The 26,018-nt window shown below is 61.7% G+C and carries 24 protein-coding genes; 7 read left to right on the top strand and 17 right to left on the bottom strand.

The features are described 5' to 3' along the window. Window positions 1-13: 13 nt before the first annotated feature. Window positions 14-931, bottom strand: a complete 918-nt coding sequence (gene cysD, locus ACVWZT_RS13220; RefSeq protein WP_186685362.1) for a sulfate adenylyltransferase subunit CysD — start codon at window positions 929-931, stop codon at window positions 14-16. 185 nt (window positions 932-1,116) lie between these two features. Beyond that, window positions 1,117-1,875 carry a Nif3-like dinuclear metal center hexameric protein gene (locus ACVWZT_RS13215; RefSeq protein ID WP_296230586.1) on the bottom strand — a complete coding sequence of 253 codons (759 nt, stop codon included), beginning with the start codon at window positions 1,873-1,875 and terminating at the stop codon, window positions 1,117-1,119. Window positions 1,876-2,042: 167 nt separating this feature from the next. On the opposite strand from ACVWZT_RS13215, the gene algW reads away from it, so the two are divergent. Further along, complete coding sequence (gene algW / locus ACVWZT_RS13210) at window positions 2,043-3,203, top strand: Do family serine endopeptidase AlgW (protein WP_457469695.1); 1,161 nt, start codon at window positions 2,043-2,045, stop codon at window positions 3,201-3,203. Window positions 3,204-3,233: 30 nt separating this feature from the next. Here algW and ACVWZT_RS13205 read toward each other — a convergent pair whose 3' ends face one another. The 4 genes from ACVWZT_RS13205 to ACVWZT_RS13190 all read right to left on the bottom strand — a co-directional run bounded on the left by ACVWZT_RS13205 (window position 3,234) and on the right by ACVWZT_RS13190 (window position 7,391). Then, complete coding sequence (locus tag ACVWZT_RS13205; RefSeq protein ID WP_170032466.1) at window positions 3,234-3,998, bottom strand: amino acid ABC transporter ATP-binding protein; 765 nt, start codon at window positions 3,996-3,998, stop codon at window positions 3,234-3,236. Window positions 3,999-4,008: 10 nt separating this feature from the next. After that, entirely contained in the window at window positions 4,009-5,106 is a 1,098-nt protein-coding gene (locus ACVWZT_RS13200; RefSeq protein ID WP_296230584.1) for an amino acid ABC transporter permease, read from the bottom strand. Window positions 5,107-5,116: 10 nt separating this feature from the next. Next, on the bottom strand, window positions 5,117-6,295 hold the full coding sequence (locus ACVWZT_RS13195; RefSeq protein ID WP_457469693.1) for an amino acid ABC transporter permease: 1,179 nt from the start codon (window positions 6,293-6,295) through the stop codon (window positions 5,117-5,119). Between the two features lie 67 nt (window positions 6,296-6,362). Continuing rightward, a complete protein-coding gene (locus ACVWZT_RS13190) occupies window positions 6,363-7,391 on the bottom strand; it encodes an amino acid ABC transporter substrate-binding protein (RefSeq protein WP_457469691.1) in 1,029 nt (342 codons plus the stop codon). Between the two features lie 332 nt (window positions 7,392-7,723). On the opposite strand from ACVWZT_RS13190, the gene ACVWZT_RS13185 reads away from it, so the two are divergent. Then, complete coding sequence (locus ACVWZT_RS13185; protein WP_457469690.1) at window positions 7,724-8,380, top strand: alpha/beta hydrolase; 657 nt, start codon at window positions 7,724-7,726, stop codon at window positions 8,378-8,380. Between the two features lie 100 nt (window positions 8,381-8,480). After that, on the top strand, window positions 8,481-9,938 hold the full coding sequence (rhlB, locus tag ACVWZT_RS13180; RefSeq protein ID WP_457469689.1) for an ATP-dependent RNA helicase RhlB: 1,458 nt from the start codon (window positions 8,481-8,483) through the stop codon (window positions 9,936-9,938). Between the two features lie 127 nt (window positions 9,939-10,065). On the opposite strand, the gene moaE is transcribed toward rhlB, so the two are convergent. The 5 genes from moaE to ACVWZT_RS13155 form a co-directional block, all read right to left on the bottom strand. Then, a complete protein-coding gene (moaE, locus tag ACVWZT_RS13175; RefSeq protein WP_457469688.1) occupies window positions 10,066-10,512 on the bottom strand; it encodes a molybdopterin synthase catalytic subunit MoaE in 447 nt (148 codons plus the stop codon). A 2-nt stretch (window positions 10,513-10,514) separates the two neighbouring features. After that, complete coding sequence (locus ACVWZT_RS13170) at window positions 10,515-10,760, bottom strand: MoaD/ThiS family protein (RefSeq protein ID WP_296230601.1); 246 nt, start codon at window positions 10,758-10,760, stop codon at window positions 10,515-10,517. Further along, window positions 10,760-11,230 carry a cyclic pyranopterin monophosphate synthase MoaC gene (gene moaC, locus ACVWZT_RS13165; protein ID WP_296230578.1) on the bottom strand — a complete coding sequence of 157 codons (471 nt, stop codon included), beginning with the start codon at window positions 11,228-11,230 and terminating at the stop codon, window positions 10,760-10,762. The genes ACVWZT_RS13170 and moaC overlap by 1 nt, the downstream gene beginning before the upstream one ends. A gap of 137 nt (window positions 11,231-11,367) precedes the next feature. After that, window positions 11,368-12,762, bottom strand: a complete 1,395-nt coding sequence (locus ACVWZT_RS13160) for a PhoH family protein (RefSeq protein WP_114170545.1) — start codon at window positions 12,760-12,762, stop codon at window positions 11,368-11,370. 272 nt (window positions 12,763-13,034) lie between these two features. Then, entirely contained in the window at window positions 13,035-14,171 is a 1,137-nt protein-coding gene (locus tag ACVWZT_RS13155) for a polysaccharide deacetylase family protein (protein WP_457469685.1), read from the bottom strand. Window positions 14,172-14,308: 137 nt separating this feature from the next. Between ACVWZT_RS13155 and yaaA the strand changes: the two genes are divergently transcribed. Next, a complete protein-coding gene (gene yaaA, locus ACVWZT_RS13150; RefSeq protein WP_296230576.1) occupies window positions 14,309-15,088 on the top strand; it encodes a peroxide stress protein YaaA in 780 nt (259 codons plus the stop codon). Between the two features lie 103 nt (window positions 15,089-15,191). Here the strand turns inward: yaaA and ACVWZT_RS13145 are convergent, their stop codons facing one another. The 6 genes from ACVWZT_RS13145 to ACVWZT_RS13120 form a co-directional block, all read right to left on the bottom strand. Further along, window positions 15,192-16,406: an efflux RND transporter periplasmic adaptor subunit gene (locus tag ACVWZT_RS13145; RefSeq protein WP_457469683.1), complete on the bottom strand. Its 1,215-nt coding sequence runs from the start codon at window positions 16,404-16,406 to the stop codon at window positions 15,192-15,194. Then, window positions 16,399-17,856 carry a TolC family protein gene (locus ACVWZT_RS13140; protein ID WP_457469681.1) on the bottom strand — a complete coding sequence of 486 codons (1,458 nt, stop codon included), beginning with the start codon at window positions 17,854-17,856 and terminating at the stop codon, window positions 16,399-16,401. The genes ACVWZT_RS13145 and ACVWZT_RS13140 overlap by 8 nt, the downstream gene beginning before the upstream one ends. Continuing rightward, window positions 17,849-19,018, bottom strand: a complete 1,170-nt coding sequence (locus ACVWZT_RS13135) for an ABC transporter permease (RefSeq protein ID WP_457469679.1) — start codon at window positions 19,016-19,018, stop codon at window positions 17,849-17,851. Before ACVWZT_RS13135 ends, ACVWZT_RS13140 begins: the two co-directional genes overlap by 8 nt. After that, on the bottom strand, window positions 19,011-19,658 hold the full coding sequence (locus ACVWZT_RS13130) for an ABC transporter ATP-binding protein (RefSeq protein ID WP_457469678.1): 648 nt from the start codon (window positions 19,656-19,658) through the stop codon (window positions 19,011-19,013). Before ACVWZT_RS13130 ends, ACVWZT_RS13135 begins: the two co-directional genes overlap by 8 nt. Window positions 19,659-19,672: 14 nt before the next feature. Further along, window positions 19,673-20,461, bottom strand: a complete 789-nt coding sequence (locus ACVWZT_RS13125; RefSeq protein ID WP_457469676.1) for a hypothetical protein — start codon at window positions 20,459-20,461, stop codon at window positions 19,673-19,675. Between the two features lie 96 nt (window positions 20,462-20,557). Then, a complete protein-coding gene (locus tag ACVWZT_RS13120) occupies window positions 20,558-20,998 on the bottom strand; it encodes a hypothetical protein (protein WP_457469674.1) in 441 nt (146 codons plus the stop codon). Window positions 20,999-21,928: 930 nt separating this feature from the next. Here ACVWZT_RS13120 and ACVWZT_RS13115 point away from each other — a divergent pair. The 3 genes from ACVWZT_RS13115 to ACVWZT_RS13105 all read left to right on the top strand — a co-directional run bounded on the left by ACVWZT_RS13115 (window position 21,929) and on the right by ACVWZT_RS13105 (window position 26,015). Next, window positions 21,929-23,245 carry a nucleotide sugar dehydrogenase gene (locus ACVWZT_RS13115; protein ID WP_296230571.1) on the top strand — a complete coding sequence of 439 codons (1,317 nt, stop codon included), beginning with the start codon at window positions 21,929-21,931 and terminating at the stop codon, window positions 23,243-23,245. A gap of 85 nt (window positions 23,246-23,330) precedes the next feature. Further along, a complete protein-coding gene (locus ACVWZT_RS13110) occupies window positions 23,331-24,812 on the top strand; it encodes a glycosyltransferase family 2 protein (RefSeq protein ID WP_296230570.1) in 1,482 nt (493 codons plus the stop codon). Between the two features lie 36 nt (window positions 24,813-24,848). Next, complete coding sequence (locus ACVWZT_RS13105; RefSeq protein WP_296230569.1) at window positions 24,849-26,015, top strand: alginate biosynthesis protein Alg44; 1,167 nt, start codon at window positions 24,849-24,851, stop codon at window positions 26,013-26,015. Window positions 26,016-26,018: the final 3 nt, after the last annotated feature.

Here is a 26,018-nt window from a genome sequence, read left to right as displayed (position 1 = left end):
AGTAACCCTGAAATTAGAAGTAGCCTTGGCGTTTCTTGTCTTCCATGGAGCCGGCGCCATCGTGGTCGATGACACGGCCCTGGCGTTCGGACGTACGGGTCAGGAGCATTTCCTGGATGATGTCCGTCAGGGTCTCGGCTTGCGACTCGACAGCGCCCGTCAAGGGGTAGCAGCCAAGGGTACGGAAGCGCACCTTCTTCTTGACGATGCGGGCCTTCTCTTCATCGGTGAGATGCTCGAGGATGCGCTCGTCGTCGATCATGATCAGGGTGCCGTTCTTCTCGATGACCTCACGCTCGGCGGCGAAGTACAGCGGCACGATCGGAATGCCTTCGAGGTAGATGTACTGCCAGATGTCCAGCTCGGTCCAGTTCGACAGCGGGAAGACCCGGATCGACTCGCCCTTGTTGACCTTGCCGTTGTACACGTTCCACAGCTCGGGGCGCTGGTTCTTCGGGTCCCAGCGGTGCTTGCTGTCACGGAACGAGTAAACACGCTCCTTGGCCCGCGACTTCTCTTCGTCGCGGCGCGCGCCACCGAAGGCGGCATCAAAGCCATATTTGTCCAGCGCCTGCTTCAGGCCCTGGGTCTTCATGATGTCGGTGTGCTTGGAGCTGCCATGGGTGAACGGGTTGATACCCTGCGCCACACCTTCCGGGTTGACGTGGGTGATCAGCTCCAGGCCCATTTCCTCGACCATCTTGTCGCGGAAGCGGTACATCTCCTGGAATTTCCACTGGGTGTCGACATGCATGACCGGGAACGGCAGCTTGCCCGGGAAGAAGGCCTTGCGCGCCAGGTGCAGCATCACGGCGGAATCCTTGCCGATCGAGTACAGCATCACCGGGTTGTCGAACTCGGCGGCCACCTCGCGGATGATGTGGATGCTCTCCGCCTCCAGCTGTTTCAAGTGCGTCAGTTTGTCGACCATGGCTACTCACGAAAAACGATCTTATGGACGGCCTGCGGGCCGTGTTCGAGCGAGCCACTTTATCACAGCGAGTGCTTCTATTTAGGAGGCCGGCTAGATCGAAAAAGTCTAACCATATGACTGAAGTTTCGAGCTGGCAGGTCCGGCCTGTTCGCGGCCACGCCCGCGAAAAAGCCATACCACTGTCAGATAGGATTCGGGCAATCGATGAACAGATGTTCGACGGCAAACCGCCGTGCCAGATAGTCGCCCAGCGCCTGCACCCCATAGCGTTCGGTAGCGTGGTGCCCGGCAGCAATGAAGCTGATACCGTTCTCGCGCGCACTGTGATAGGTCTGCTCGGAGGCTTCCCCGGTCAGGTACAGGTCGACCCCGGCCGCAATCGCGGTGTCGATATAGCCCTGCCCGCCGCCGGTGCACCAACCGACCCGGCGGATCATCTGTTCGCCCTCGACCAGCAACGGCTCGCGCCCCAGCACCTCCTGCACACGACGGGCGAAGTCACGCGCGGTGAGCGGTTCGGCCAGCGAACCGACCAGCCCGACCACCTTGGGGTTTTCCGGGTCCAGCGGACCTTCGACAGTAATGTCCAGTTGCCGCGCCAACTGCACGTTGTTGCCCACGTCCGGGTGCACATCCAGCGGCAGATGGAACGCCAGCAGGCTGATATCGTTGTTCAGCAGGGTCTTCAGCCGGCGCTGGCGGATGCCGGTGACGCACGGGTTTTCGCCCTTCCAGAAATAACCATGGTGCACCAGCACCAGGTCGGCCTCGGCCTCGACCGCCGCATCCAGCAGCGCCTGGCTGGCAGTGACTCCACTGACGATGCGGCTGACCTGCGGCCGGCCCTCGACCTGCAGGCCATTGGGGCAGTAATCCTGGATCTTCGCGCTGCCCAGGTAACGCTCGGCTTCCTCGACCAGGGTGTTCAGTGCGACGGCCATGAAAATCTCCTCGAATCTGCATTTTTATCGGGCACAACGCCCATGCAACGCCCGTATAATGCCGGCCATTATGGGCCGTCGCGGGCACTGGGGGAACCGGTGTATGATCGCGCGCGCTCATTCTCCACCGCGCGCCCACCGGTCTTCGCTCTTTCCAGGATTCGTTCATGTTCAAGGCTTTGCGTTACTTTGGCTGGCCCCTGCTTACCGGCGTACTGGTCGCCATGCTGATCATCCAGCGTTTTCCGGAATGGGTCGGCCTGCCCAGCCAGGACGTCAACCTGCAACAGGCACCGCAGACTTCGCGGATCATGCAGGGCCCCATGTCCTATGCCGACGCCGTGACCCTGGCCGCCCCGGCGGTCGCCAACCTGTACACCACCAAGGTGGTGAACAAGAGCTCGCATCCGCTGTTCGAAGACCCGCAGTTCCGCCGCTTCTTCGGGGACAACCTGCCCAAACAGCGCCGCTGGGAATCAAGCCTGGGCTCAGCCGTGATCATGAGCCCCGAAGGCTACCTGCTGACCAACAACCACGTGACCAGCGGCGCCGACCAGATCGTGGTGGCCCTGAAGGACGGTCGCGAGACCTTGGCCCGGGTCATCGGCAGCGACCCGGAAACCGACCTGGCGGTGCTGAAGATCGACCTGAAGAACCTGCCGGCGATCACCATCGGCCGCTCCGACACCATTCACATCGGCGACGTGTCGCTAGCCATCGGCAACCCGTTCGGAGTCGGCCAGACCGTGACCATGGGCATCATCAGCGCCACTGGGCGTAACCAGCTGGGGCTGAACAACTACGAAGATTTCATCCAGACCGACGCCGCGATCAACCCGGGCAACTCCGGCGGTGCGCTGGTGGATGCCAACGGCAACCTGATCGGCATCAACACGGCGATCTTCTCCAAGTCCGGCGGTTCGCAGGGCATCGGCTTCGCGATCCCGGTGAAACTGGCCCTGGAGGTAATGAAGTCGATCGTCGAGCACGGCCAGGTGATCCGTGGCTGGCTGGGCATCGAAGTGCAGCCGCTGAGCCAGGAACTGGCCGAATCGTTCGGCATGAAGGACCGCCCGGGCATCGTCGTGGCGGGTATCTTCCGCGAGGGGCCGGCGGCGAAGGCCGGGTTGCAGCTGGGTGACGTGATCCTGAGCATCAACGGCGAGCCGGCCGGCGACGGACGCAAGTCGATGAACCAGGTGGCGCGGATCAAACCCAACGAGAAAATCACCATCGAAGTTATGCGCAACGGGCAACAGCTGAAGCTGGTTGCCGAGGTTGGGCTGCGGCCGCCGCCAGCGCCAGCGGTGGCCAAGGAAGAGAAGTAGGAATGGGGCCGCTTTGCGGCCCCTTTTGCGTCAGTGCAGGATCTGGCTCAGGAACAACTTGGTCCGGTCACTGCGCGGCCGGTCGAAGAAGTCATCCGGCGACGCCTGCTCGACGATCTCGCCCTTGTCCATGAAGATCACCCGGTTCGCCACGGTCCGGGCAAAGCCCATCTCGTGAGTCACGCAAAGCATGGTCATGCCATCCTCGGCCAGGCCCACCATGGTATCGAGCACTTCCTTGACCATTTCCGGGTCCAGCGCCGAGGTCGGTTCGTCGAACAGCATGATCTTCGGTTTCATGCACAACGCACGGGCAATCGCCACGCGCTGCTGCTGGCCACCGGACAACTGCCCCGGGTACTTGTGCGCCTGCTCCGGAATGCGCACGCGCTCCAGGTAGTGCATGGCAATTTCCTCGGCCTTGCGCCGCGGCATCTTGCGCACCCACATCGGCGCCAAGGTGCAGTTCTCCAGGATGCTCAGGTGCGGGAACAGGTTGAAGTGCTGGAACACCATGCCCACTTCACGGCGGATGGCCTCGATCTGCTTGAGGTCGTTGGTCAGCTCGACACCATCGACCACGATGCGCCCCTGCTGGTGCTCTTCCAGGCGGTTGAGGCAGCGGATGGTAGTGGACTTGCCCGAGCCCGATGGCCCGCACAACACGATGCGCTCGCCCTGGCGCACGTTCAGGTTGATGTCCTTGAGCACATGGAACTGGCCGTACCACTTGTTCACGCCCTGCATCTGGATGATGCCTTCGGGGCCGGCAGGCTGCTTGATCGCTTCACTCATTTCGAAACTCCTAACGCTTGTGGCCAGTGTCCAGCTTGCGCTCCAGGTGCATGGAGTAGCGGGACATACCGAAACAGAAAATCCAGAACACCAGGGCCGCGAACACGTAGCCTTCGGTGGCCATGCCCAGCCAGGCGGGGTCGGCGGCGGCTTGCTTGACGCTGTTCAGCAGGTCGAACAGGCCGATGATGATCACCAGGCTGGTGTCCTTGAACAGGGCAATGAAAGTGTTGACGATGCCGGGGATCACCAGCTTGAGCGCCTGCGGCAGGATCACCAGGCCCATCGCCCGCCAGTAGCCCAGGCCCATGGCCGCGGCCGCTTCGTACTGGCCCTTGGGGATGGCCTGCAGGCCGCCACGCACCACTTCGGCTATGTATGCCGACTGGAACAGGATCACGCCGATCATCGCCCGCAGCAGTTTGTCGAAGCTCATGCCTTCGGGCAGGAACAACGGCAGCATCACCGATGACATGAACAGCACGGTGATCAGCGGCACGCCGCGCCAGAACTCGATGAAGGTGACGCATACCACCTTCACCGCCGGCATCTTCGAGCGCCGCCCGAGGGCCAGCAGGATGCCCAGCGGCAAGGCACCGACGATACCCACGGTGGCGATCACCAGGGTCAGCATCAGCCCGCCCCACTGGCTGGTCGGTACATTCTCCAGGCCCAGCACGCCGCCGTGCAGCAGGGTGTAGGCCAGGATCGGGTACAGCACCAGGAAACCCAGGCCATAGACAGCCTTGCGCGGGAAACGCTTGATGAACAATGGCGCGGCGCCAAGCACGGCAAGCCACACGGTCAGGTCCACGCGCCAGCGCAGTTCGGCCGGGTAGTAGCCATACATGAACTGGCCGAAACGTTGCTGCACGAACACCCAGCAGGCGCCCTCCTTGGTGCAGTCGGCGCGGGTGGTACCGACCCAGTTGGCATCGAGCAACGCCCACTGCAGCATCGGCGGCACGATCAACCACACAAGGTAGATGGCGAACAGGGTCAGCAGCGTGTTAAGCCAGCTGGAGAAGAGATTGGCCCGCATCCATGCGAGCACGCCGACGGTTTTCACCGGTGGCGGCATGTCGGGTTTGAAAACATGGGCATTCACTGGCGTATCCTCACCGCTCGATCAACGCAATGCGCTTGTTGTACCAGTTCATCAGCAGCGAAATGCTGATGCTGATGGCGAGATAGACACTCATGGTGATGGCAATCACCTCGATGGCCTGGCCGGTCTGGTTGAGTACGGTACCGGCGAACAGCGAGACCATCTCCGGGTAGCCGATACCGGCCGCCAGTGACGAGTTCTTCGCCAGGTTCAGGTACTGGCTGGTCAGCGGCGGAATGATCACCCGCAGTGCCTGGGGGATGATCACCTTGCGCAGGGTCGGGCCCTCGCGCAGGCCCAGCGAGCGCGCGGCCTCGGTCTGGCCATGGCTGACCGAACGGATACCGGAACGTACGATCTCGGCAATGAACGCGGCGGTATAGATGGTCAACGCCAGGGTCAGCGCCAGCAACTCGGGAATCAGCACCCAGCCACCGACGAAGTTGAATCCTTTCAATTGCGGCACTTCCCAGTGCACCGGGTCGCCGAACAGCAGTACACAGGCACCCGGAATGGCGATGAACAGTGCCAGCCCCACCCAGAACTTGTGGAATGGCTCGCCGGTTTCATCGAAGCGCTTGTTGGCATAGCGCACCATCGCGACGATGGCCAGTACGGCCAGGCCCAGGGCAATGACGAACGGCCAGAAGCCGTCGGCCATGGACGCACCAGGCATGTTCAGGCCACGGTTGCTGATGAAGAAGGTGTCCTGGAAGTTGATGCTGCCGCGCGGCCCTGGCAGGGTCAGGAACACGGCGAAGTACCAGAACAGGATCTGCAGCAACGGCGGGATGTTGCGGAAGGTTTCCACGTACACGGTCGCCAGCTTGTTGATCATCCAGTTCGGCGACAGCCGTGCCACGCCGATGATGAAGCCGAGGATGGTCGCCAGGACCACGCCGATGAAGGTCACCAGCAGGGTGTTGAGCAGGCCGATGACGAACACCCGCGCATAGCTGTCGGATTCCACGTAGGGGATCAGGTGCTGGGCGATGCCGAAGCCGGCACTGCGTTCGAGGAAGTCGAAGCCCGAGGTGATACCTCGGTGTTGCAGGTTGGTCTGGGTATTGTGGAACAGGTACCAGCCCAGACCGACCACGAAGGCTATCGTGAGGATCTGGAACAGCCACGCACGCACACGTGGATCGCTCAGGGATAACCCCTTTTGTGCGCCAATTCGATTTTGCATGAAGTGCCCCGGAAAGTAGGGTTCCGAACAACCTGCGGCGGCAGGATGCCGCCGCAGGGTGCAGCCATCAGCGCACCGGTGGTGCGTACTGGATGCCGCCGTTGTTCCACAGGGCGTTCATGCCACGGTCGATCTTCAGGTCGGTACCCTGGCCCAGGTTCTTCTCGAACACTTCGCCGTAGTTGCCGACTTGCTTGACGATCTGCACTACCCAGTCCCTGGGCAGCTTGAGGTCCTTGCCATACTCGCCGTCCGCACCCAGCAGGCGGGCGACGTCCGGGTTCTTCGTGGCCTTGGCCTCGGCTTCGACGTTCTTCGAGGTGATGCCGGCCTCTTCGGCGTTGAGCATGGCGAACAAGGTCCACTTGACGATGCTGAACCATTCTTCGTCGCCTTTACGCACCACCGGGCCCAGCGGCTCCTTGGAGATGGTTTCCGGCAGCACCACGTAGTCGCCCGGCGCGGCCAGCTTGGAGCGCTGGGCGAACAGTTGCGACTTGTCCGAGGTCAGCACGTCGCAACGGCCGGACTCCAGCGACTTGGCGCTTTCGTCGGAGGTGTCGAAGGTGATCGGGGTGTATTTCAAGCCATTGGCGCGGAAGAAGTCCGATACGTTCAGTTCGGTGGTGGTACCAGCCTGGATGCAGATGGTCGCGCCATCGAGTTCCTTGGCGCTGGAAACGCCCAGCTTCTTGTTGACCAGGAAGCCGACGCCGTCGTAATAGGTGACACCGGCGAACACCAGGCCCATGCCGGCATCGCGCGAGCTGGTCCAGGTGGTATTGCGTGACAGCACGTCGACTTCGCCCGACTGCAGCGCGGTGAAGCGTTCCTTGGCGTTGAGCTGGCTGAACTTGACTTTGGTCGCGTCGCCGAACACGGCAGCGGCGACGGCACGGCACACATCGGCGTCGATACCAACGATCTTGCCCTGCGCATCAGGTACCGAGAAGCCTGGAAGACCGTCGCTCACGCCACACTGGACGAAGCCCTTCTTCTTCACCGCATCGAGGGTGGCGCCGGCCTGGGCATTGCTCACGGCGCCCAGTGCAGCGGCAGCGGTCAGGACTGCCAGGGTGGTTTTCAACATCTTCATTCACAACCTCCAAATCGCTCTTGTTGTATCGAGCCGGAATTGCACCGCACCCTTTTGAGGCGTATCCGACCCGTATTGGCTTGTTATTGGGTCAATTGGCGCAATGGGCTGTTCTATGACAGCCTTCGCGTGCAAAGGGTGTTACCGTCACGGCCTGCCCTTTGCATCGGAGGTTGAATTGCAAAGCGCGTACCAGATTGTCTGGCTGTAGCGATTAAGCGCTCGTCAAGTAGGGAAAGTTGTATCGTTGCGACATTCTTTTTCAGACAATCATTTCCAGCGCCTTCTTTTCACGCACGCCACAACGAGACCCGCACACTTTCGGAGCAGTCATGACCAACCCGCTGATTCTCGAACCGCAGAAAACCGCAGACGCTTGTGTGATCTGGTTGCACGGTCTGGGTGCCGACCGTTACGACTTCCTACCAGTCGCCGAATTCATGCAGGAGCGCCTGCTCAGTACCCGCTTCATCATGCCCCAGGCCCCCACCCGCCCGGTGACCATCAACGGCGGCTATGCCATGCCCAGCTGGTACGACATCAAGGCCATGACCCCTGCCCGTGCCATCGACGAGGCACAGCTGGAGGAGTCGACCGAACAAGTGATTGCCCTGATCAAGGCCGAGCAAGCCAAAGGTGTCAGCCTGTCGCGAATTTTCCTTGCCGGTTTTTCCCAGGGCGGCGCAGTGGTGCTGCACACTGCCTATATAAAGTGGCAGGAAGCCCTGGGTGGCGTGATTGCCCTGTCGACCTATGCGCCGACCTTCAATGACCAGCATCAGCTGAGCGCCTGCCAGCAACGCACCCCCGCCCTGTGTCTGCATGGCGTGCACGACCCGGTGGTGATCCCGTCCATGGGCCGCACCGCTTTCGAGTACCTGGATACCTGGGGCGTTGCCGCCCGCTGGCATGAATACCCGATGGAGCACGAAGTGGTGGTAGAAGAGCTGGGCGATATCCACGACTGGTTGGCCAAGCAACTGCAATAAGCAGAAGCCATCTGTAGTTGTAAGCCCAAGCCACTACGCCGCGCCCGAATCTTGCTTTACACTGCCGGCGTACATTCCTTAACCAGTTGATGAGACGATCGTGCTCAAGGCACTCAAGAAAATATTCGGCAAGGGAGACGCCGCGCCACAGGCCGCCGCTCCTGCTGCCAGCGTGGCGGCGCCTGCGCCTGCCAGCGAGGCCCGGCCGGCGGCAAAAACGCCCGCCCCTCGCGCCAACCCTACGCCCAAGGCTGAACAGCCTGCTGTCGTTGCGCCGGCCGCCGACAAGCCGGCCAAGGACAAACCGCGCCGCGAGCGCAAGCCCAAGCCACAGGCCAGCCTGTGGAAACCGGAAGACTTCGTGGTCGAGCCGCAGGAAGGCAAGACCCGCTTCCACGACTTCAAGCTGTCCAACGAACTGATGCACGCCATCCACGACCTGGGCTTCCCGTACTGCACGCCGATCCAGGCGCAGGTGCTGGGTTATACCCTGCGTGGCCAGGACGCGATTGGCCGGGCCCAGACCGGTACCGGCAAGACTGCTGCGTTCCTGATCTCGATCATCTCCCAGTTGCAGCAGACGCCTCCGCCCAAGGAACGCTACATGGGTGAACCGCGCGCGCTGATCATCGCCCCCACCCGCGAACTGGTGGTACAGATCGCCAAGGACGCCGTTGCACTGACCAAGTACACCGGCCTCAACGTCATGAGCTTCGTCGGCGGCATGGACTTCGACAAGCAGCTCAAGGCCTTGGAAGCGCGCCACTGCGACATCCTGGTTGCTACGCCCGGCCGCCTGCTGGACTTCAACCAGCGTGGCGAGGTGCACCTGGACATGGTCGAGGTCATGGTGCTGGACGAAGCCGACCGCATGCTCGACATGGGCTTCATCCCCCAGGTTCGCCAGATCATTCGTCAGACCCCGCCGAAAAGCGAGCGCCAGACCTTGCTGTTCTCCGCCACCTTCACCGACGACGTGATGAACCTGGCTAAACAGTGGACCACCAACCCGGCCATCGTCGAGATCGAGCCGGAGAACGTGGCCAGCGAAACGGTGGAGCAGCACGTTTATGCGGTGGCCGGCAGCGACAAATACAAGCTGCTGTACAATCTGGTGACCCAGAACAGGTGGGAACGGGTGATGGTATTCGCCAACCGCAAGGACGAAGTGCGGCGCATCGAGGAAAAACTGGTGCGCGACGGCATCAACGCCGCCCAGTTGTCGGGCGACGTGCCACAGCACAAGCGAATCCGTACCCTTGAGAATTTCCGCGAAGGGCGCATTACCGTGCTGGTGGCTACCGACGTCGCCGGGCGTGGCATTCACATCGACGGCATCAGCCACGTGATCAATTTCACCCTGCCGGAAGACCCGGACGACTACGTGCACCGCATTGGCCGCACCGGCCGTGCCGGTACCAGTGGTGTGTCGATCAGCTTTGCCGGTGAGGATGATTCCTACCAGTTGCCGGCGATCGAAGCTTTGCTGGGACGCAAGATCAAGTGCGAGATGCCGCCGGATGAGCTGTTGAAGCCGGTGCCGCGCAAGCACCACTGACCTGTACCGGCCTTTTCGCGGGGAAACCCGCTCCCACAGGTACTGCATAGCTTTCGGACCTGTGCAATACCTGTGGGAGCGGGTTCACCCGCGAACCGGGGCTCCGCCCCGGCCATCAAACAAGGATCTACCAGCGCCCGGCAGCATCCTGGTCACTCTGCCTCCCTTCGACCCAACGCGGCCCCTCCTGGGTGTTCTCCTTCTTCCAGAACGGCGCCCGGGTTTTCAGGTAGTCCATGATGAAGTTGCACGCATCGAACGCCGCCTGACGGTGGGCACTGGCCACGCCGACGAAGACGATCGGCTCACCCGGTTCCAGCGCACCGATGCGGTGCAGCACCTCGACCTTGAGCAACGGCCAACGCTGCTCGGCCTCGACCACGATCTTGCCCAGGGCCTTTTCGGTCATGCCCGGGTAGTGCTCAAGGAACATCCCCGCCACTTCCCGGCCATCGTTGAAGTCCCGTACATAGCCGACAAAGGCAACCACCGCGCCCACACCGACATTGGCCGCATGCATGGCATTGGTTTCGGTACCTGGGTCGAACGCGCCCTCCTGCACTCGCACTGCCATGTTCAGCCTCCGGTCACCGGCGGGAAGAACGCTACCTCATCGCCCTCTTCCAGCGGTTCATCAAGCTTGCACAGCTCTTCGTTGCGCGCGCACATCAGGTTTTGCTCGGCCAGCACCTGGTATTGCCCACCTTTGGCCACCAAGGCCTGGCGCACATCGTCCAGCACCTTGAACGCGCCCTCCACCCGCTCGACATCCAGGCCCAGCAGTTCGCGGTAACGGGCGAAGTACATCACCTTGACCTTCATCACGCCTCCACCTTGTAGTGGCCGCTCTTGCCACCGAGTTTTTCCAGCAGGCGCACCTGCTCGATGACCATGCCCTTGTCCACAGCCTTGCACATGTCGTAAATCGTCAGCGCGGCTACGCTGGCAGCGGTCAGCGCTTCCATCTCCACGCCGGTCTGCCCGGCCAGCTTGCAGCGGGCAACGATGCGCACGGCATCCTGCCCCTCGGCGTTGAGTTCCACCTTTACGCTGGTCAGCATCAGCGGGTGGCACAACGGAATCAGGTCGCTGGTCTTCTTCGCCGCCTGGATCCCGGCAATGCGCGCTACCGCGAACACGTCGCCCTTGGGGTGTTCGCCGTCGACGATCATCTGCAAGGTCTGCGGCAACATGCGCACCCGTGCTTCGGCGCTGGCCTCGCGCTCGGTCACGGCCTTTTCAGTGACGTCGACCATGTTGGCCCGCCCCTGGGAATCAAGATGTGTCAGCACTGCTCTGCTCCTGTGAAGGGAACTGGCAGTGTAAACCTGTGGGTCAGGTTTGAGCAGGGGGCTGCACCAACTGGATCGGCCTCTCCGCCGGAGCGCCCATGAAAAGGCCGGGCAGCGAACTGCCCGGGCGCATGGCTTTACAAGTGCGACTCGGCGTACTCGGCCAGCACCGAGCGGGGCACGCCCTGCAGGGTGATGTGCACGCCATGAGGGAAGTCCTTGAAGCGCTCGGTCAGGTAGGTCAGGCCCGAGCTGGTGGCGGACAGATAGGGGGTGTCGATCTGCGCCAGGTTGCCCAGGCAGACCACCTTGGAACCGGAGCCGGCACGGGTGATGATGGTTTTCATCTGGTGCGGCGTCAGGTTCTGGCACTCGTCGATCAGGATCAGGCTTTGCTGGAAGCTGCGACCACGGATGTAGTTCAGCGACTTGAACTGCAACGGCACACGCTCAAGGATGTACTCGACACTGCCATGGGTGCTTTCGTCATCCATGTGCAAGGCTTCGAGGTTATCGGTAATGGCGCCCAGCCAGGGCTCCATCTTCTCCGCCTCGGTGCCCGGCAGGAAGCCGATCTCCTGGTCCAGCCCCTGCACGCTGCGGGTGGCGATGATGCGCCGGTAGCGCTTGCTGACCATGGTCTGCTCGATGGCCGCGGCCAGCGCCAGGATGGTCTTGCCAGAACCGGCGGCGCCGGTCAGGTTGACCAGGTGGATATCCGGGTCGAGCAAGGCGAACAGCGCCAGGCTCTGGTGGATATCGCGCGGTTTCAGGCCCCACGCCTCCTGGTGCAGCAGCGGCTCCTGGTGCAGGTCGAGCAACAGCAGCTCGTCGTTGCGGATGCCCTTGATCCAGCCGACGAAGCCCTGTTCGTCGATGATGAACTCGTTGACATGCACCGCCGGCAGGTTGTCGGTCAGTTGCACCCGGTGCCAGGTGCGGCCACGCTCCTGGCGGGTATCGACCTTGCTCACCCGGTCCCAGAACGAACCGCTGACCGAATGGTAGCCCTTGGATAGCAAGGATACGTCATCGACCAACTGGTCGGTGCTGTAGTCCTCGGCCGCGATGCCACAGGCACGTGCCTTCAGGCGCATGTTGATGTCTTTGGTGACCAGCACCACGTCCAGGTCGGTGCGCCGGGCCCGTACTTCGAGCAGCTGGTTGATGATGATGTTGTCGTTGAGGTTTTCCGGGAGCAGCTTGTTGGGCTCGTTGCGCGGGGTCATCAGGATCGACAGGAAGCCCTTGGGCCCGCTTTTGCCACGCTGGATCGGCACGCCCTGCTCGACATCGCTGGGCGAAGCGTCACCGAGGGTCTGGTCGATCAGGCGAATGGCCTGGCGGCATTCGGCAGCGATGCTCTGTTTGCCGGCCTTGAGCTTGTCGAGTTCCTCCAGCACCGTCATCGGGATGGCGACATGGTGCTCCTCGAAGTTGAGTAACGCGTTGGGGTCGTGAATCAGGACGTTGGTATCGAGCACATACAGGATTGGCTTGCTGGAGGAAGGGTTGCGTCCTTGGTCATCCATACTCGGTCACCTTATGTCGAAGCCACACGGCGTGCTCTGTTACGCCGCAAAGTGACTGCCGTTCTCCCCGTATCCGCGTTGTTACGGGCGGGAAGCGAACCTGGCTAGGTGGGCCTGGATGACGCCACCTGTGCTGCAGGAATCGGCTGTCTGGTTTCTTCATACCGCAAAAACCATGACTGGAAAAAGCGTTTTTACGACTTTTTGAAGTTTATTTTGCCGAATGACGAAGGGGCCTTGGCGGCAGCGCCAGAGGGGACTACAGTCAGAAGTCACACTCCCGGTTCGCGGTACCCATACTCGCGGCAGCCTTCCCAGCCGATACCGCTCTGCGCGGTATTGCGCAGCAACCAGTCCACTGCCGGCTGCGCCTTGGGCAGGCTGTCATGGAACTGGATCACCCCCTTGCGCCACAGCAGCATCAAGGTCAGCACCCGCTGCGCCGAGGCTTGCGCCGTCAGTGCTCCATCATCCTGAGCATCGATATCCCACAACGATACCCGCAGTTGCTGGCTGGCCATGAACGTCTCGCCGTCGGCGCGGCGCTGCCCATAAGGTGGCCGGAACAACGGCACGTACTGTTGCGGCAGGTCGGCCTGCACCCGCGCCTGGCTGCGCCGCAGCGAGTCCTGCCAGCCCGTCCACTGTGCATGGGAGCGATATTCCCAGCCCTGGATGCCCACGCACTGGCCACCATAAAGCTGGCGCAAGGCGGTCGCCGCGCCGGCGTCGCGGCGTTGCTGCAGGCGGTTGCCGAGCACGAAAAACGTCCCTGCAAGCTTCTGTCGACGCAGGTAATCGGTGAGCTGGTCGGTCGTGCCGCCCTGCGGCCCGGGCCCACCGACGAAGGTCAGCAGGAACATGCGGTCATTCAGTTCATCACCATTGCGCTCGCGCGCCGACAGCCGCTCCACCTCACTGCTGGTCTGTGGCAGCAAGGCAGCCTTGCGCAATTGTTCGTCGAGGTACTGAACATGGAACTGGTGGCTGGGCTCGACCCAACCAGTGTAGAACGTGCCTACATCGGCAGCGAACGTCGCCGCTTGGGTGCGTAATTCCGCCATCGAGCTAACCGGGTAGCAGAACGATGCGTCCTGCTCGCAACTGCGCTGCGCCTGTTGATAGCCTTGCCACAAGCGCTGCCACATGCGCGCCCTTACAAGGCGCACCTTCTGCATGTTTATCTGCCGCAGCCCCAACCGGGTCGTCAATGCCGCGTCGTCCAGCAGTTCGCTCTCGTGCAGCACCTGGGCGAACGAAAGGATTTCCGCCCGCGAAGCCACATCGAACAGCGCCGGGCTGTCCAGCTGCTCGGGCCACAGGCTGCGGTCCAGGCTTACCTGGGGTGATGGGGCGGCTTGCACGGTCAGGCTCAGCAGGCCGGCCAGCAAGGCAGAGGCAATGCGCACGGTTGAAGGCTCCGCAACGGCGAAACGCGCACTATAGCGCCTGCACCGGGCATGGTCTGTGACTATCGTCGCCATAGTTTGGACTTGTACCGCCCAGCCCGTAGAATTCCCGGCCAACGATGCCAGGAGCCGACCCGATGCTGACGGTGATTTCCCCCGCCAAGACCCTCGACTACGACACCCCACCGGTGACCGAGCGTTACACCCTGCCGCAATACCTGGACGACTCCCAGGAACTGATTCGGCAACTGCGCGAGCTGTCGCCAGCGCAGATCAGCGAACTGATGCATTTGTCCGACAAGCTCGCCGGCCTGAATGCCGCACGCTTTGGCAGCTGGACTCCGGACTTCACCCCGGCCAATGCCAAGCAGGCACTGCTGGCGTTCAAGGGTGACGTGTACACCGGCCTCGATGCCGAGAGCCTGGGCGAGGACGATTTCAACTACGCGCAGGAGCACCTGCGCATGCTCTCGGGCCTGTACGGCCTGCTGCGCCCGCTGGACCTGATGCAGCCTTATCGCCTGGAAATGGGCACCAAGCTGGCCAATGCCCGCGGCAAGGACCTGTACGCGTTCTGGGGCACGCGCATCAGCGAATGGTTGAACCAGGCCCTGGCCGAGCAGGGCGACGACGTGCTGCTCAACCTCGCCAGCAATGAATACTTCAGCGCGGTGAAACGCAGCGCATTGAAGGCGCGGGTGATCAACGTCGATTTCAAGGACTGGAAGAACGGCCAGTACAAGATCATCAGTTTCTACGCCAAGAAGGCACGGGGGATGATGAGCCGCTTCGTGATCCAGCGGCGCATCAGCGACCCGGAACAACTCAAGCAGTTCGATGTGCAGGGCTACTACTACAGTGCCGAGCAGTCGAAAGCGGACCACCTGGTGTTCCTGCGCGATCATCCTTCCGAGTGATCCTGTAACGGCCGTCTCGAGGTTGAACCCGCCCCCACCGGTACTGCGCTGCACACAAGGTCGAAGCAACAGGTTTACCCGCGAAAAGGGCCGCACGGCGGGCCTACGGTAGCAGTACAAACCCTGCCTCCAGCCCGTCCACCTGCAGCCCCTGCACCACCGCCCTTGCCGACCTGACCACAACCCTGCGCGGCTTCTGTTGCGCAGACTGACGATAAACCACGTATTGCCTGCCCGCTTCATCCTCCTGCAAAGCCTCGGCAGGCACCACCATCGCAGCGTCTTCGCGATGTATCAGCACCGCCAAGCGGGCACTCATGCCCAGGCGCAAGCGCTGCTGTGTGGCGCCTTCAGGCAGTTGCAGGTCAACCCGTACGTCGTACCATGCCGTTTGTCCGGTATCGTCACGTGCCTGCAGGCCAATCTGCGCCAGGCGCCCGGCAAGCAGGTGACCTGCAATGAAGGCTTGCACCTCCATGCCCTCGCGCAGTTCGCCAAGGTCGCTTTCTGCCACCTTGGCAGCCACCTGCAAATGCTCAAGACCACTCAACGTCAGCAGTGGCATCCCCTGAACAAGCGCCTGGCCCTCCTGAAGTGGGCCAGGCGTGGCTGCGCTGCCGGCGGCACGGGCCAGCAGGCCGGCAAACGGCGCCTTTACCACCTTCAGATCATGCCTTGCGCGCAACGCCCGCCACTGTGCTTCGGCGTTTGCCAGTTCCATTTCGGCAATCTTCAACGCATCCCCCTGGCCCCGGGCCTGGGTCAGTTGCAGCTCCTGCTGCGCGTCCAGCACCGCCTGCCGCTGTGCTTGCTGCAACTGTTCCAGGCTCTCAACTTCCATACGGGCAACGATACCTCGGTCCAGCAGCCGTCGGGTTTCATCCAGCGCCGTCTGGCCAGCCGCCAACGTGGCGCGTGCCACCGCCAGCGTACGTAGGCTACGAGCGACCTCCGGGCCAGCCTGCCAGCCGCGCAACTGGCTGACCAATGCCTTGGCCTTCAGGCGCTCGGCCTCGGCCTGGCGCAGCTGTATATCGAGCTGCGTGGTGTCCAGCTGCATCAATGGCTGCCCGGCGACCACCTGCTGCCCCTCAGCTACCAGCAGCGAAGCCAGCACGCCATCGAAGGGGGCACTGAGGGTCATCTGGCGGCCTGCCTGAAGCCGGCCAACCAAACCCAGATGCACCTCCAGCGGCTGCGGCTCGACCTGCACCCAGCGTTGCGCGTCCCTTGCGGAGGTATTCGGCCACGCCTGCAGAAGCAGCGCTACCAGCATGCCTGTGCTGCCCCCCAGCACCCACCACCACCGCCTAGTCATTGAGCGCCACGTTCCAGCTGTCGAGCGTCGCTCCCAACACCTGGTCCAGTACCACCTGGGCTTCGAGGTAATCGAGGAGGGCATCCAGGCGGGTACTTTGCGCGTAGCGCAGATCCCCTTCGAAGCTCAGCACCTGGAAATTGCTGGAGCGGCCCGCGGTCAACTTCTCCTGCTCGATCTCGAGCTTGCGTTGCGACAAGGCCAACGCGCGCTCGGCGATTTCCACCTGGCGCCAGCGCACCTGCAGATCCCGCACAGCTGTGCTCACTTCGCGCTGGAGCTGCTGGCGGCTTTCGGCCAGGTTCAGGTTCTGCCGAGCCATGGCCACTTGGGCCCGCATCCAGGCCTGGCGCCGGTCGAGGTCACCAATGGGCACTTCCAGTTCAAGCCCGAGATAGCGTTCGCCGGAGGTGCCGTTACCTGGCCGCTCGCGCAGTTGACTGACCCCGGCGACCAAAGACAGGTCCCACCACTGGGCGTTATCCGCCACCTGCAGGTCGAGCGCAGCCTGCTCGACAGCCAGCTGCTGCATCAGGTATGCCGGTTGTCGCACTTCTGCACGAGCCAGTGCCTGGCGGGCGTCCACCTGCCGACGCTCGACACGCAGCGACTCCACGGCTCTCAACGGCGTCGACAGGTCTATCGCCAACAGCTGTGCCAACGCCTGACGACTCTGCTGCAACTGGTTGCGGCTGCTTTCGCGCGCCATCTCCTGGTTGGCGACTTCGGCCTGCGCCTGGACGATATCGAACGCTGCCATGCGCCCGGCAACGATCAGCGCCCGGTTTACCTTCACCAACTGGCGTGACCGCGCCAGGCCATCTTCGGCGATACGCAGCTGTTCCTGAGCGCGCAGCAGCGCGCGGTACAGCATGATCGTGCGGGTAATGACCGCAGAAATCTCGTCCTTGAGTGCCAGGCGGTTGAGTTGTTCGACCAGGCGCGCCTGTCGCAGCGGCGCACTGGCGATGTCGCGCCCGGCACCACGCAACAAGGGCTGGATGATCGTCAGGTTCGCCCCGTCGCTGTAGCGTCGCCCGGCACCATCGGCACGGGTGTGGCCACGAGCCCAGTCAAGGCTCAAACGCGTGCCGTAGGGTGTCAGCAGGCTGGCTGTCGGGGCCAGCCGTGCTTCCCGATAGCGATCGGCGTGGTTGCGATTAGCCAGGTAGCGGGCTTTGAGTGCCAACTGCGGGGCAAACCGGTCCTGTGCCACCCGTAGCTCGAACTTCTGTGCGATGCGCTCGAGGTAAGCGCCCCGGACCGCGCGGTTGTCGCGCAACGCCAGGGCAATCGCATCGGCCAGTTCGATATCCACAGGTTCGCCGTGCAGGGCCGACAAGGCACTTACCGATGGCACTTGCTGCACAGTCGGGCGCGACGGCTGCAGGCCGTCTTCAGCCAGGGCCAGCAGCGGCGACAGGAGGACCAGCGCCCACCACCTAGTCATCCCGTAACGCCAGCACCGGTTGCAGCCGCGCTGCAGCCAAGGCAGGTTGCAGGCCGAACGCCAGCGCCAGCGCCAGCGACGCGCCCATGCTTGCCGGCAGCGACCCGACATGCAGGGCAAAGCGCCACCCGGCAGCCAGCGCGAACAACCAGGCAGCGGCCAAGCCGAGCACGACGCCAAGCAGCGCACCGGCTGCCCCTAGCAACAGTGCTTCGAGCAGGAACAACCAGGCAATGTCGCGTCCCCGTGCGCCCAAGGCAACGCGCACACCTATTTCCCGACGGCGCTGCGCCACATTCATCACCATGACATTCATCACCCCGACCCCGCCAAGCACCAGGGCGATGGCAGCGGTGCTCGCTAGCATCCAGCCCATCATCCGCGACTGGCCGGCCATGCTCTCCAGCATTTGCCTGGGCAACTGGACATCCACCTCATGCCCCGGCAAACGTGCTTGCAGAAAGTGCGACAGCGAAGTGCCAACCTGGGTCAGGCCCATTCTGGCGTCACCCAGCGCGACAAGCGTTCCGACCTGTGGCGCGGGGCTCAGGCGATGCATGCCGGCCAGGGGCATCAATACTGCGTCGTCGAAGTTCACCGGCAGCATGGGGTTGTAGCCACGGCCTCGCAGCACCCCGACCACGTCGAACAGGTAACTGCCCAACTGCAAGCGATCCCCCACCCGGGCCCGCAACTGTCTTGCCAGCGAAGCCCCCAGCAGCAGATGCGCAGCCTGGTCATCGTAGCGGGACAGCAATCGCCCCTGGCCAACTTCAAGGTCCAGAACCTCGGCCAGGTGCGCGGTGCTGCCTGCGACCATGACCTCGATGCTTGTTCTATCGACTTGCAGCGCCTGCACTGCGGTTGCCAAAGGTGCCGCCGCTCGAATGCCAGATGGCCAAGGCTCTGCTTCCAGACCCAAAGTACCGCCCGGCGCGGTAGCACCTTCAAGGCTCACCACCAGCAAGTCGCTGCCCAACCCCTGGAACATCTGCTGGACATGCTGCGCGGCGCCATGGCCGATGTTCATCAAAGCCACCAGCGCGGCGCAGCCAATCGCTATGCCCGACAGTGCCAACCAGGCTCTGGCGCCCAGTTGCCGCAAGCTACCCAATGCCTCGCCGATGCGTTGCGGCCAGCTTGGCCCATAGGCCTCAGGCATCGAAGACGCCACCGTCACGTACCAGCAGGCGCCGCTGCATGCGCTGCGCCATGGCCGGGTCGTGGGTGACCATGAGCAAGGTCATGCCCTGCTCATGGTTCAGCCTGCAGAGCAGCCCGATGATCGCCTGGGCCGTTTCGCAGTCAAGGTTTCCGGTGGGCTCATCGGCCAGCAGAATTCGCGGCGCGGTGACCAGCGCCCTGGCGATTGCAACACGCTGGCGCTGGCCACCGGAGAGATCTGCGGGCCGGTTCCGGGCACGTTGGGCCAGACCGACTTTTTCCAGCTGCAGCGTCGCAGCCCGCCTTGCCGAGGCCAGACCAATGCCCCGGTAACTCAGCGGCAGCGCGACATTGTCGAGAATGGTCAGACGAGGTAGCAGGTTGAAGCTCTGGAACACGAAACCCAGCAGGCGGTTTCGGGTGATCGCGCGTTGATCAGCATTGGCATGCGTCATGTCGCAACCGTCCAGTACCAGCCGCCCCCGGCAGGGCTGGTCGAGCAGGCCGATCAGGTTTAGTAGCGTGCTTTTGCCTGAACCGGAGGGGCCCATGATGGCGCAGGATTGGCCTGCGTGAAGTGAAAACGACACATCACGCAAAATACCTTCGTTGCCTATCCAGCGTGTAATGCCTTGCATAACGATACTTGGCGTCACTCTGTCGCGCCCTCCTCGGCAGCGCCTTCCTCCATCCGCTCGAACGGCTCGAGCGGTATCTTTTCTCTGCCTCCCCATTCATTTGCGATCATATTGACCAATGAAGTATCAAATTCTGGCCACTCCACCTCATGCATGGACAGTTGCATCATGATCTGGGCCTCATAGTTTCCATACTCTGCTACTTCAATGGGTGGCAACGAGTTATAGAAATCTAGTATTTCGCGCAATCCGCTATCATTTCGCCTCGTCTGCTGATATTCCACGTTCATCTTCTCGATCATGTGTTGCGCCCACCGGTTATGCAGCTCTGTCTTCTCTGCCAACGCGGCGCGACGTTCACTGACGGTAAAGGCACCGCTTTCGTCATATACAATGAGGCTGAGTTGCTCGCGGGAGAATCCCTTAAAGGGGTTCTCTGCTTTTCCCCTGGCAAAATCATTGGCCTGACGGGCACGCTCAAGCCACTCAAGATCCTGCGTATCAGGTAATTGCGAATCGTAAAAATCCTTTGCCAATGAGTAGGTTAGACCTCCCAGCTTGTCGATGATACTGGCAGCCAATTCTGCCAGTCCATTGCGTGAATGGCGGCTATCGCGCTGCGCTGCCAGCTCGGCAGCAATACTCAGTTTTTTTGCCAAACCAGACAGATATTCATCCTCGATTTGTTCTTGGCTACCCGCGACTGACGGCTGTTCGGCATTAATACCATCTTCCATTTTCCGAATACGCGCCACAGCGCCAAATGCATTACCAGCAATGACCCGCCCATTGATCATGTCCATGATGACACCTCATTTCCCTGGGTAAATTGAGATAACAGCCTTCCCAAACTGCACTTCCAGGCTTGTCCCCAGGAAATGCAGTCATTTGTGGACCGCCTACTTCAGGGTAAACTCAACTTTCCATGAATAATCCGCAGCGGTTCCGGTGATAGAAGCCGTGCAAATTGCGCGACCGCTCGGAGTCGCAGTCTTGGTCCAAACGGGCTGTTTGATACCAGTCGCTGACGTTTTCAGCTGGAATGTCGTGCCAAATGCGCACGTTTTTCCGCCTATGGTGTATCGGATCATGGCGGCGTTCACATCTGGGCTGATGACGCGCTGGACCCGCATGAAGGTCGAGGCGCCCGGTTGGATGGTCTTCGACGGTTGGGGGTTGGCAATCTGGTAGGTAGAACTCTCATTGGAGGTCACCAAGGTCATGGTCGCGGGTTGTGAACCAAGATTCTTGATGGTCACCTCTACGGGAGGCCCCGCCTGCACCATGCCAGCCAGCAACAAGGAACCGCTGGCGATCAGGATTTGCGATGTCTTCTTCATTTGGCGTTCTCTCGTCTCTTCCATGTGATAAATGGATGAGACGCCCTCGGTGGCCAGTGGCCCGAGGCTGCCCAAGACGCTCCTTCGTTCATGAACAGCTCCGCAGAGCGTCCAGAGGGGGTAACGGCCAACGCGACAAAAGCCTTAGCTTTCATGTGGCCATAATGTGTATCGGTATGTGTTGACGCGCCGCCTCGGTCCACAGTCAGCTTCACATTGCCAGCATGTCATTTGTTCGACGTCAAAAAACCATCACCCGCAGTGGAATCGCCAACCGCCATAAGACCGTTCGTACCTTTTTTGACGAATTTTGAAAATTTTTTTCGATGCTGGCAAAAAAATATCTCGCAACAGTTTCGCCCTTTATATATCGGGGCGAAACACCTGCGTGCTATCAGATTGAAATCTACCCGCCACTGAAAAAATATTTAGAAATCTTTCATCCGGTCCAAACCGACCCGGAACTTCTGCTACGCCTAATCGCTCATAGTGCCGTAACGATTTTCCCGCCCCCGGGCTGTACGAGATGACTTACAGATGACAACGGCAGGTATCCACTACCCGCCCTAATAACTTCGACAGGTACAACGGGCACACCCCGAGCCCCCTGTCCATGCAGGAGAGACGCGTCCCTTACAATTCGTCCTAGTGGTTGATTTCAAAGGATTTATCCACTTGAAAAAACAAGCACAGCAACGCGCCATGTAGCGCATTGCAATAAAGACGGCTGCATTCCAGGGCACGTTTTTTAATTAATGGCTTTTTACTGCCACATTTGAGTGCATGACTTTTTGCGCTCCGGATTTATTTTGCCTGCGCTCGGCGAAGTGTGCATTCGCCATGTATCCGTGCGCCTGAAAACTGTTGTTAATCAACCCAGTCCGGCTCTCTGCGGAGATGTCGACGTGATAAACACATGAGGTGATAGCGATGCGTATCAGCATCTTTGGTTTGGGTTATGTGGGTGCAGTCTGTGCAGGCTGCCTGACGGCGCGAGGCCATGAAGTGATCGGTGTGGACGTGTCCAGCACCAAGATCGACCTGATCAATCAGGGCAAGTCGCCCATCGTCGAACCTGGCCTGGAAGCACTGCTGCAACAAGGCATCGCCAATGGCCGCCTGCGCGGCACAACCGACTTCGCCGAAGCCATCCGTGCCAGTGACGTGTCGATGATCTGCGTGGGTACCCCGAGCAAGAAGAATGGCGACCTGGGCCTCGAGTACATCGAGTCGGTCTGCCGCGAAATCGGCTACGTGCTGCGTGACAGCGACCGCCGCCACACCATCGTGGTCCGCAGCACCGTGCTGCCAGGTACCGTGAAGAACGTGGTGATCCCGATCCTCGAAGACTGCTCGGGCAAGAAGGCCGGTGTTGACTTCGGCGTTGCAGTGAACCCGGAGTTCCTCCGCGAAAGCACCGCGATCAAGGACTACGACCACCCGCCAATGACCGTCATCGGTGAACTGGACAGCGCCAGCGGCGACATCCTGCAAGCGCTGTACGAAGAACTCGATGCACCGATCATCCGCAAGCCGATCGAAGTGGCCGAGATGATCAAGTACACCTGCAACGTGTGGCACGCCACCAAGGTCACCTTCGCCAACGAGATCGGCAACATCGCCAAGGCTGTAGGCGTGGATGGCCGTGAAGTGATGGACGTGGTGTGCCAGGACAAGGTGCTCAACCTGTCCCAGTACTACATGCGCCCTGGCTTCGCCTTTGGCGGCTCGTGCCTGCCGAAGGACGTGCGCGCCCTCACCTACCGCGCCGCCAGCCTCGATGTCCGCGCACCGCTGCTCGACTCGCTGATGCGCAGTAACGAATCGCAGGTGCAGAACGCCTTCGAGCTGATCGAAGCACACGACAAGCGCAAGGTTGCCCTGCTTGGCCTGAGCTTCAAGGCCGGCACCGACGACCTGCGCGAAAGCCCGCTGGTGGAGCTGGCCGAGCGCCTGATCGGCAAGGGCTACCAACTGGATATCTACGACGAGAACGTCCAGTACGCCCGTGTCCACGGCGCCAACAAGGACTACATCGAGTCGAAGATCCCGCACGTGTCGTCGCTGCTCAACGCCGACTTCGAGAAGGTCATCGACAACGCCGACATCATCGTCCTGGGCAACCGCGACGAGCAGTTCCGCGCTCTTGCCGAGCAAGCGCCGGCCGGCAAGCACGTGATCGACCTGGTCGGCTTCATGAGCAAGCCAACCTGCGCTACCAGCCGTACCGAAGGCATCTGCTGGTAACAGCTGGACCGGCGGCGCAGCTGCTGGCCACCACGGTGGCAGCTGCGTCGCCCACCCTTTCCCGAATTCTCGACGGATGCTGAACATGCAAAGGCTCCAGACAGTGCTGTTGCAGTGCGCCGGGTGGCTGCTCTACATGAGCCTGCTCATGCTGATCGCCCTGGCCCTGCCAGCCGATATCTTCGACTCGCAGTCGAAGCACTTCATCTTCCTGGTCGGCGCAGTCGGCATCTGGCGCTATTCCATGGGCGCCACCCATTTCATTCGCGGCATGATCTTCCTCTACGGCGTGTACCCGTACCTGCGTCGCAAGGTGCAGAAAATGGGCAGTGCCGCCGACCCGTCGCACGTGTACCTGATGGTGACCAGCTTCCGTATCGAAGCCCTGACCACCGCCCAGGTGTACAGCTCGGTGATCCGCGAGGCGATCAACTGTGGCTTCCCCACTACCGTGGTCTGCTCGCTGGTGGAGATGTCGGACGAACTGCTGGTGAAAAGCCTGTGGGCCAAATACAACCCGCCAGCTCACGTCAAACTGGACATCGTGCGCATCGCCGGCACCGGCAAGCGTGACGGCCTGGCCTATGGCTTCCGTGCCATCTCGCGCATGCTGCCGGATGAAAACGCAGTGGTAGCGGTGATCGACGGTGACACCGTGCTGGGCGACGGCGTGGTCCGCAAGACCGTGCCGTGGTTCAAGCTGTTCCCCAACGTCGGCGGCCTGACCACCAACGAGTTCTGCGAAGTGCGTGGCGGCTACATCATGAGCGAGTGGCACAAGCTGCGCTTCGCCCAGCGTCATATCAACATGTGCTCGATGGCCCTGTCCAAGCGCGTGCTGACCATGACCGGACGCATGTCGATGTTCCGCGCCAGCGTGGTGACCAACCCGGAATTCATCGCCGATGTCGAAAGCGACTCGCTGATGCACTGGCGCCTGGGCCGCTTCAAGTTCCTCACCGGTGACGACAAGTCCAGCTGGTTCAGCCTGATGCGCCTGGGTTACGACACTTTCTACGTGCCGGATGCCGCCATCAACACGGTCGAGCACCCGCCGGAGAAGAGCTTCCTCAAGGCCAGCCGCAAGCTGATGTACCGCTGGTACGGCAACAACCTGCGGCAGAACTCCCGGGCGCTGGGCCTGGGCCTGCAGCGCCTGGGGCTGTTCACCAGCATCGTGCTGTTCGACCAGCGCGTGTCGATGTGGACCAGCCTGCTGGGCCTGACCGTGGCGGTAATCGCCAGCCTCAAGTTCGGCATGGGCTACCTGCTGGTGTACCTGCTGTGGATCGGCATCACCCGCCTGATCCTTACCATCATGCTGCTGTGCTCCGGCCACAATGTCGGCCCGGCCTACCCGCTGATTCTCTATTACAACCAGATCGTCGGCGCGCTGATGAAGATCTACGTGTTCTTCCGCCTCGACAAGCAGTCCTGGACGCGTCAGCCCACTGCCCTCAAGCGTGACCTCGCCAGTTTTCAACAATGGTTCAACACCTGGTCCTCGCGGACCATGACCTTCTCGGCTGCCAGCATCTTCGTTGCTGTGCTGTTCATGGTCGTGTGAGCCCAACCCGGATCGGAACTAACAGGAACAAACCACATGAATACCGCCGTGAACGTCAACGTCGTGCATGAGTCCGAAGCCCAGCGTCAGCATGCCCGGGTTCGCATCCCCGCCAAGCTGCGTTTCCTCGACGCCCAGCGCCAGGCCCACGATGTGAAGGTCGACGACCTCTCCGCTGGTGGCCTGAGCTTCCACACCAAGCAACCACTGTCGGTCGGTGACGTGCTGCGCGGACGGCTGCAGTTCACGGTCGACAACCTCGGTCTGTCGATGGATATCGAATTCCAGGTGCGCTCCTACCACCCGGACAGCGGCCGTACCGGCGCGCAGTTCCAGAACCTCGAACCACGCGACATCGCCACGTTGCGGCACATCATCACCACGCACCTGTCGGGTGAGCTGATCAGCGTCGGCGACGTGCTCAGCACCCTGCAACGCGACAACTTCACCAAGGCCCGCAAACAGAAGGACGGCGGCAGCGGCCTGAGCGCCTTCGGCCGCCTCAAGGCAGTCACCGTCACCCTCGGTGTGTTCGTGGTCGGCGTCGCCGCCTTCGGCTTTATCGCCAAGTCGCTGTATGGCATGTACTTCGTCAGCCACGCCGAAGCCGGCGTGGTGGCGGTGCCTACCACCAACATCACCATGCCACGCGACGGTACCGTGAGCAGTCTGGTCGACAACGGCGGGATGATCGGCAAAGGTGCGCCACTGGCCACCTTCACCACCAGCATGCTGGACATGCTCAAGGGCAACCTGGAAGACGCACAGCTGGAGCCGGCCAAGATCGAGGAACTGTTCGGCAAGCAGCTGTCCGGCACCCTCACCAGCCCCTGTGATTGCGTGGTCGCCCGCCAGCTGGTGGACAACGGCCAGTACGCGGCCAAGGGCCAGCCGATTTTCCAGCTGATCCCGCGCACCACCAACCCAATGGTCGAGGCGCGTTTCAGCTATCGCCAGTTCGACGAGGTCAAGCCAGGTACCCGGGTCAACTTCCAGGTGGCCGGCGAAGACGAAGTGCGCACCGGCCAGATCGTCAGCAGCGCCAGCCTCAACAGCGACGACCTGGCCTCCGACATCCGTGTGCAGATCAAGCCCGACAGCACCCTGCCCGCCGAGCTCGCCGGGCGTCCGGCCTCGGTCAACAGCGACCGCGGTCCTTCGCTGAACTGGCTGATCGACAAAGCCATGGCCCGTGGGCTGTAAGAG

The sequence above is a fragment of the Pseudomonas sp. TE21394 genome, assembly GCF_054057835.1.
The sequence above is the reverse complement of the archived record's forward strand: the minus strand, read 5'-3'. Positions and strand labels throughout refer to the sequence as shown.